The sequence below is a fragment of the Legionella sp. genome, assembly GCF_965140895.1.
GTDB lineage: Bacteria > Pseudomonadota > Gammaproteobacteria > Legionellales > Legionellaceae > Legionella.
Window position 1 is genome coordinate 1 of sequence record NZ_CBCSKT010000030.1, and the last position, 5,631, is coordinate 5,631.

The window sequence follows — 5,631 nt, forward strand, 5'->3', positions numbered from 1 at the left end:
CCAAGGGAGTATGCGCCATGTCTTTTGAAGAGGATGAAAATCAAGCATTGCTCGATTTAAAAAAACGCTTTCCTAATACAAAACACCATCAAATTACTGACAAATTTCAGCAAGATGCCTTACTTATATTTCAAAAAGATTGGAACCCACATTCCGCAGTAAAATCATGAATAAAACTCCCAATATGATTTTCCAAGGCAATTGAGTATTATCCGCTGCCTATCCATCATATTAGTAACCACTTGGTGTGTATTCTCTATAGTGAGGACAGAGATCCCTTGAAAGCAAAAGAACACCCACTTGGCAGTTGGCTTCTGGGTTGGTTTTTTCTTCATATCAGGGAAAGACTCATTGTTATCGACTAGAGTTTTTCGAATTTGATATTCAATGCTGGCGTAGACCATGAGGCAAGAAGTCATGACCATTAATAAAGCCTCTATGCGCTCAGGCTTTTTCAGGAACAAGGAAGAGGTTAAAAAGTCAGGACTTTTTAAAAATCTAAATCCACGCTCTACAGCTTGTTGTGACTTATACTCATCCAGAATAAATTGCATGCACAGCTCTTCTGAGCAATCATTAGTTGCAATGATAAATAGGCCTTTAGTCTCTTGTGCCTGTGCTTTTAAACTTAAAGAAGTAGAGAGAAGGCCTGTGATGTAAAATTGAGAAATATAAGTGGCATCAAGGCTTGGCCTTCCTCGTTTATCATGTTGTTTTTCCTCAATCACGACTATATCGCTAAGCGTTGTAAACTCCTGTTCCTTCTGCCATTCTTCTACAGCTTTTTGTGCATCTGCTTCACAAGAAAAGGCTTTACGACACAGGCGATTAAAACTCTTTAGCGAAGACGCAGTGCTTTTGGTGATAACTTTATTTAAAATGTGCTCTTCTCTTGCCTTTGCTTGACTGCTTTTGATTAAAAGCCAACGCTGAGCTATTCCACCATAGTCAGAGGTAGCCCAATAACCGTAGTATCCCTCTTCCAGGGGTATCCATTCAACCTGATTCGCCTTGGTTATCAGCTGTTTAGCCTCTTTTAGTTTTTGTGGAACGCGTGTAATAAATAATTGCTCCTCATAAGACAGCGCCTGGATTGTTTCTTCTGTATAAAGCGCAGCATCACCGATAAAATAAGTGTTCTTGTAAGCTGCTTTCAGGCTTTTAATGTGTTGTTTTACAATCTCTTTAAAACTTTGGACATCCTGGCTATTTCCACTACAGGCCTTCATATACAGAGGAATACCTGCTTTGTTTTCCGTAATCAAATTGAGCACCACCTGATTTAAATCAGGTCGGTGATCACGGCTGTATCCTTGAGTGATGTGAATCGCTTGTGCGTCTATATCTCTGTGATATTCACCATCCAAATGAAAGCTTGTTGCATCTAAGTTCAGGCTGCGACAAGGTAAGCCAAGATAAGCAATCACCTTCAACGCCAGTTCCTGGTAAAGTGATGATACACCTTGTTCATAGAGACTATCTAAAAAGCGACCTAAAAGATCATCGTTGATGTGTTGGGGCAGAATACCCTCACCTAATAGACGTTCGGTAGGAATGTCCTTGAAATATTCAGGATAAACATGGAGCGTGCGACTTACAAAACCAAGCCCATTAAGGAGCATCGCAACAAATAACTGACCATTATTGATATGGCTATTATGGGATTCTTTCGGAAAACGTACATTTACCCACTCGGTTAGTCCTATTTCTTTACAAAATCCAGCGACTAAACCTAAATGATCTAAACGTGTTACATCGTATTTTGATGCGTCCATTACTTCCTGCCAAAAGAGAATATATGATCAAAATCAACGATCCGTGTCAAGTTTTTTGGGTGGATTTTAAATCAAAAATTTACTGCGGAATAAGGGGTCGTATATCCGGCAATGTTAGTAGTTTTTAGTTCACTTGTGCCTTGATGATATTCGACCTCTGCTTCCTAAGGTTTTGTCGCAAAAATATTTTTAGACCACGAATAGCGTTATTTTGGGCGAGTTTACGCCGCCAGTCCATAGAACTGTTCAAAAATAGTTTGATTGGCCGATTCAGTATGCTGGTTTTTTCTGAGCATGTGATGCAATTCAATTCCGGCTAATGTTGCATTCGCTGAGTGAAATACCTTGAAGCCCTTCATTGGCCTGGTGATTTTCTTAATGAATCGATGCTCTTGTTCTACAATGTTATTGAGGTATTTAATTTGTCTCATCGTGAGCTGGACGAACAGTCCACCCAACATAAACAGCAGCCCCAAGTGTAAATTAATTGTATCAATTCCAGCTTTGTTAGCGCCACTTTTATCCATTGTTACCTTGTCGGGTAAGCCATTACAACCTATGGCTTTCTCAAAAAATGCTCTTGTAGCAGGCTCATCCCTTTTTTCTGACGACTATTCATACAGCAAAAATGCCGATAAATCACAAAAAGGAGGACAATAATCTTTATCGTCAGTAACCTAGGCTAACCCAGTCATTATAAGATTAAAATTTGCACATGACCCTTTTTTACCAAGATCCCGGCCGGGGGTCAAGTTAGAAAAATATCAGGCTAGGCCTTTGGGGAGTAATGGAACAGTCTACTCATTTAAGCCGTGAAAATGAATCAAAGGCTAATCTGCTCTCGTATACATCTAAAACATAAATTTTAATTTATTTAACCTCATGTATTTTTAATACTATTTTTCTTAAGTGGGTTGGAGGTTCCATTATTCCCCAAAGGCCTTAACCAGAGGAAATCATTAGCAGTTTTTGTAATAGTCCCTAATATATTCCTTGAATGTTTATTAGGGAGCCTATTACGTGGAGGTCATCATTTTACGTTAAATTCTATTAAATTTTCAGGCCATAGTGGAACGTACTTTTCAGATCCAATCTTTCTATAAGCAATTTTTACATATGATAGATCAAAACGTTCTTCTTCTAAAATATATTTTACTTGCTTTAAGGTAGCATCAGGGGCATTTGTATGAATGAAGATGTTAACTTCCTCACTTCCAATATCATGCCCATCAACTTCAGCATCAATGAGATAGTCATCTAATTTATCTTCTATATCTGCGATTAAATCAATATCATTACATTGACTTTCAGGCAACTGTATTACCAATTGAAATTCCATGATATCCTCTTTTATTTATAAGGAGGGGATTTATAGCCCCTGGCGACTTGTATATTTACATAAGCTTTTTGTCTTTCCTCTGGACCAATTGGTAGCGTTTTGTGTAGCTCCCTTTCCAGTTTTAACATATCTGAACGAGTCCCTCGAGCAATAATTTTTAATCGGCCTCCATTGAGTTCCGATGTAGTATAACGTGAGCTTGGATTTTTAGTAATACCAAATTTTAAATGTTCACCATTTGGGCCAACTTTTTGGTATAACACATTATTATTTGGCACATGAGCTTGAATTCCTTTAGCCATAGCATTGTGATTAAACGAAACCGGTCCTTGATTTACATTAACCCGAGCCTGCAGGTTTACTCCACCATAGACAAAAAACGAATAACGGGATAGACCATCAGTTGATACTTTTTCCTCGTTCTTAATACTGGCAGGAACCCAGTAGCAAACCCCTTGATTATCCTCTTCCGGCTTTTCTTGTTCTGCAAAGGACAGGCTCTTGTATACTCGTTGCAAGCGTTCACACTCTAAAAGTGTCGCTTTGGTTTGCTCAGCAAATACCCTGCGGGCAATTGTCTTATCACCTGCGGCTTGGTTTTCCGTTAAGGCATGATAAAAATCCTGCCAGCTTGGGCCTGGAATATTTTTTCGGAGTTGTCCGATAACCGATTCCAAAGTCACTTTTTTTTGTGGCGCACATAATTTTCTCGCCAAAGGTCGGGAATCACCTGCTGCAAACTGTTTAACCAATGGTTCAATTTCAGATGAGAGCATATGAGTCTCACTTACAATAGAGCGCACTAGTTCATCTTGTTGGGATTTGGTAGTAAAACCTCGATTTCTTTTTAATGTATTTAATGTCTGTACTTTTTGATTTTCAAGGTCAGAGAGAGAACTGCGAATCTGCGCATGCTGGTCTATAACGAATTGATGAATCGAATCAAATTGCTTTTTGTAATGGCGATAAGCTTCTGTATCCTCGGGGCCTGTTTGATTATTGGCAAGAGCGTTTATAGCACTTATTTTAGTGTTATTGTTTACTCGAATACTATCTAGCATGCGTACCATGACCGCAAGGCGGCTCAATTCTCTAAGTCGCCCAAACTCGGGTAAGTACGTGGCAAATTCATTGTAATGAAGAGTCAGGTCATGTGCAAAGATAAATTCAGGTGAATACCGGTGAGACATCTTTGTTTGCTTCGCTACATCACGCGTGAGTTTCACTAATAAACGCGTATTTTGACTAGTGAGCGTGACTAAACCGTTAATTCGAGGCTGAGTGTAAAGGCGAGTCATGTTTTCCGGGATGATTTTCGCCTCATGTTCTTTTATTAGTGTATTATTTTCCCAATAAAGAATTTTTTTGGATTCGGTACTAAAAATCATAGCATGGCCAGGAATTACTTTTTGTTTCCCAAGTACACTGGCTATTTCTGTAGGTGTGAGCACATAAATAGGCCAGCCTTCATGCTCGTTGCCTTCATCCTTTAACTCGCCATGAATATCTCGTACCATACGGTGTTTTTTTACCACCATGCGCACCTCACCCAAACGGAAGCTGCTGCTATTACCCGTCTCATCAGTCTGAGTATCTACATCGATTTCTTCAGCCTCAATCCAAAATCGATGTATAGTCCCGTGGTGCTCTGCCGCTGCGAGCCATGGAGAGCCGAAGGCGCGGGCGAGTAGTCCCTGGTAGCCTTAGGGCCGGATGTTTTTCCGTAGGAAAAATATAAGGCATCCGAAAAGGCGTCAGTCATTGGGGAGCGCAGATTTTTAGTCCCGAAGGGGACTCAAAATCAAGGGGGACCAGGACGTCCAGGGCCTTTAGCTTCGCGCGTTGGCGAGTCGATTTCGGGGACTGGGACGTCCCGGAATCTTTCACGAGGTAGCGCGACCCTTATTGGCGGTAGCGTTCTATAATGTCATATAAATAAGGTGGCAAATGAGATAGGGCATTTTCTATCGGTTGCCGCTCAAATGGGTAAATACCTTGCACTTCTTGGCCAGTTGTCATGAATTTTAACATGTAATCGGTCAGAAGCATGGTATGCATTAATGCGCTGTCTGCAAGCCCTGATGGAGCAAAGCGCATGGTATTAAAGGGATGATAAGGCTTTTCAGGATCTACTGGATCTAAGCTGAAAAATGCAGCGCCCAGGTTCTTAACCATCATTTCATTGACATCATATCCGGAAAAAAGACGCTCCCAATCTTGATCTTCAGGAGACCATGGCTCCATAAAAAATGAAATGTTGCCTGTTTGGTGATTGACTTGAAAACCTTCCACACTTTTGTAAGACAGGATTTCGGAGTTAAATGGCAATGCATTTGTAGGTTGCAGCCAGCCTTGTTCATCACGAGCAACCATAATCCAATCACTGTCTAAATTTTGCTCTACATCCAGAACACCCCAACCATTATCCAGCAATAATTCTTCCATTAAGGATAAACGGATTTCTTTTTCGAATTGTGGATCATATTTTGCCATAAACCAGTTTTTTAAACAGGCTTC

General features: G+C 40.3%; 4 protein-coding genes and 1 pseudogene. All 5 read right to left on the reverse strand.

Annotated features, from left to right (window positions below; genetic code table 11):
• Positions 1 to 164: 164 nt before the first annotated feature.
• Positions 165 to 1,775: an IS1634 family transposase gene (locus tag ACQY7T_RS03685; protein ID WP_428411363.1), complete on the reverse strand. Its 1,611-nt coding sequence runs from the start codon at positions 1,773 to 1,775 to the stop codon at positions 165 to 167.
• Between the two features lie 221 nt (positions 1,776 to 1,996).
• Positions 1,997 to 2,371 (reverse strand): annotated as a pseudogene (locus ACQY7T_RS03690) (DDE-type integrase/transposase/recombinase); the annotation flags it as partial.
• 434 nt (positions 2,372 to 2,805) lie between these two features.
• Positions 2,806 to 3,114, reverse strand: a complete 309-nt coding sequence (locus tag ACQY7T_RS03695; RefSeq protein WP_428411364.1) for a hypothetical protein — start codon at positions 3,112 to 3,114, stop codon at positions 2,806 to 2,808.
• A gap of 11 nt (positions 3,115 to 3,125) precedes the next feature.
• Positions 3,126 to 4,652 (reverse strand): hypothetical protein, encoded by a 1,527-nt coding sequence (locus ACQY7T_RS03700; protein ID WP_428411365.1) that lies wholly within the window; start codon positions 4,650 to 4,652, stop codon positions 3,126 to 3,128.
• 364 nt (positions 4,653 to 5,016) lie between these two features.
• Positions 5,017 to 5,631, reverse strand: a 615-nt coding sequence (locus ACQY7T_RS03705; protein WP_428411366.1) for a hypothetical protein, incomplete at its 5' end; no start/stop codon positions are given.

Coding starts and splice junctions, on each gene's coding strand:
- ACQY7T_RS03685 (WP_428411363.1), bottom strand. CDS start 1,775: ATGGACGCATCAAAATACGATGTAACACGTTTAGATCATTTAGGTTTA.
- ACQY7T_RS03695 (WP_428411364.1), bottom strand. CDS start 3,114: ATGGAATTTCAATTGGTAATACAGTTGCCTGAAAGTCAATGTAATGAT.
- ACQY7T_RS03700 (WP_428411365.1), bottom strand. CDS start 4,652: ATGGTGGTAAAAAAACACCGTATGGTACGAGATATTCATGGCGAGTTA.